This is a genomic window from Streptococcus sp. GMD1S (assembly GCF_000296875.1).
GTDB lineage: Bacteria > Bacillota > Bacilli > Lactobacillales > Streptococcaceae > Streptococcus.
The window spans coordinates 1-1,084 of the sequence record NZ_AJQY01000170.1 but is presented as its reverse complement, the minus strand read 5'-3'; the positions used below and the strand labels follow the sequence as shown (position 1 = coordinate 1,084).

The following is a 1,084-nucleotide window of genomic DNA, read 5'->3' as shown; positions in this document are numbered from 1 at the left end:
TACAGCTAGCAAGGATAAGAAACTTCCAACCGTCATGGACCTCCTTCCACCTGACAGCCAGTCTGACCAGCTCTATGCTATCGGCAGACTAGACCGCGATACCACGGGACTGCTGCTTTTGACAGACAATGGACCTCTTGGCTTCCAACTCCTTCATCCCCAGTACCATGTCGATAAATCCTATCAAGTGGTAGTAAACGGACCGCTCACGTCAGACCATATCCAAAAGTTCAAGGATGGAATTGTCTTTTTAGATGGGACCACTTGTAAACCTGCTCAGCTAGAAATTCTAGACATAAGCCCAACAGAGAGCCATGCCTCTATTACCATCTCAGAAGGAAAATTTCATCAAGTTAAAAAAATGTTCCTCTCAGTTGGTGTCAAGGTGACTGCCCTAAAACGCGTCCAATTCGGTGACTTTACATTAGACCCAGAACTAGCAGAAGGGCAATACCGTCCCTTGAATCCAGAGGAATTGGAAATCATAAAAAACTATTTAGAGATGGGGCGATAAAACAAAAAAAGCTTTATGTTTAAAGCTTTTTGTTTTTTGCTTATCTAAAAAATACTGCGACGGCTAGAATCCAGTTAAGAACAGAAACTACAAGTCCTATGATATTCAGAATTTTTTCTGTTTGATAGTTTAGTCCAGATTCTTTTTGGTATGAAAAAGCCAAGACCAATCCTATGATCCCCAAAATCAGACCCACTATTGGAGAAAGCAAACCAAGGACGATAGATAAGATACCTAAAATAAGTGAAGGTTTTTTCTTTTGTTGTGAATTCATATTACAAAATCTCCTTAAATTTAATATAAATGATGATACCATAAAACGCAAGATTTATCTATCATTAAACAGTTTTTAACAGAATGTTAGCTCGTCTTGACCTTTCCAATCCAAGAATCCAATCCATAAGAAAGGATATAAATCTCAGAAAAACCTTGCTTTTTCAGATAGAGGGCTGCATTGGTCACTCGTTGTCCGCGTTGGTTTTCGTAGAGAAGGACAGGTTTATCCTTGCGAAGAGCTGCAAGGCTTGACTTCAACTGATTTGAAGGAATATTGCGAGCTCCGAGGATATG

Annotated in this window: 3 protein-coding genes; 1 reads left to right on the top strand and 2 read right to left on the bottom strand. The window is 39.7% G+C overall.

Translation table 11 applies throughout. The annotated features are described in order from the left end of the window. The coding region (locus tag GMD1S_RS08035) for a 16S rRNA pseudouridine(516) synthase (protein ID WP_000315655.1) at positions 1-514 on the top strand (514 nt) is incomplete at its 5' end. Between the two features lie 40 nt (positions 515-554). Here the strand turns inward: GMD1S_RS08035 and GMD1S_RS08030 are convergent. After that, positions 555-788 (bottom strand): hypothetical protein, encoded by a 234-nt coding sequence (locus GMD1S_RS08030; protein ID WP_001088140.1) that lies wholly within the window; start codon positions 786-788, stop codon positions 555-557. Positions 789-874: 86 nt separating this feature from the next. Next, on the bottom strand, positions 875-1,084 hold a 210-nt coding region (locus GMD1S_RS08025; RefSeq protein WP_000496600.1), incomplete at its 5' end, for a rhodanese-like domain-containing protein.

Bases quoted from the DNA above. Each gene is read 5' to 3' on its own strand.
- GMD1S_RS08030 (WP_001088140.1), bottom strand. From the start codon at position 788: ATGAATTCACAACAAAAGAAAAAACCTTCACTTATTTTAGGTATCTTA.